Raw genomic sequence first — 904 nt, forward strand, 5'->3', positions numbered from 1 at the left:
CTGTATTGGGTTGCCATTTTGGATGATGTAGTTGGTGCGTAGGGCTTCGTGGTGAGCAACTATGGCATCTAAGGATTTTTGCAGGACTTTGATGTTGAGCGGTCCTTGTAATTGCAGTGCTGATGCGATGTGATAAATGGAGTTGCCTGGTTGTAGTTGTTCCCAAAACCACAGGCGCTGCTGGGCGAATGATAGGGGTAGTGAGGTGCGGTTGGCTTTGGGTATTTGCTGTAATTGCTGTGTGTTTTGGGCTTGCTGTTCGATCAACTCGGCTAACTTGGCGATTGTCGGTTGGGCAAATAGTGATTGCAGGGCGATTTCTACTGTTAAGGCTTGGCGGATGTGGGAGATGGCTTGGGTTGCTAGTAGGGAGTGTCCGCCTAACTCGAAGAAGTTGTCGTTAATGCCGATTTTTTCGACTCCCAACACTTGCGACCAGATTGCGGCGATTTTTTCTTCTGTAGTGGTGCGTGGTGCTACATAGTCTGTGGTTAAATTAACGCCAACTGTCTCTGGCGCTCTTAGGGCGCGGCGGTCTACTTTGCCATTGGGATTTAAAGGTAGAGTGCCTAAAAATACAAATGCGGCAGGCACCATATAGTCAGGTAGCTTACCTTGCAAAAAGTGGCGCAATTCGCTCTGGGTAGGAACTTGTTTGGATTGAGCGACAATATATGCTACTAGCTGCTTGTTCCTAGAAACATCTTCTCTATCGATAACAAGGGCCTGTTTCACCGCTGGATGTAGCGCGATCGCGGCTTCAATTTCGCCTAATTCAATCCGGAAGCCACGAATTTTTACTTGGTGGTCAATCCTTCCTAAAAACTCTATGTTTCCATCCGGTAAGTAACGTGCTAAATCTCCGGTTTTGTACAGACGGCTTCCGGCTTCGCTACCAAATGGA

1 protein-coding gene is annotated in these 904 nt (G+C 47.8%); it reads right to left on the reverse strand.

What is annotated here, in order from left to right:
* On the reverse strand, window positions 1-904 hold a 904-nt coding region (locus BV372_RS34640), incomplete at both ends, for a condensation domain-containing protein (RefSeq protein WP_143845521.1).

The organism is Nostoc sp. T09, assembly GCF_002154695.1.
Classification (GTDB): Bacteria; Cyanobacteriota; Cyanobacteriia; order Cyanobacteriales; family Nostocaceae; genus Aulosira.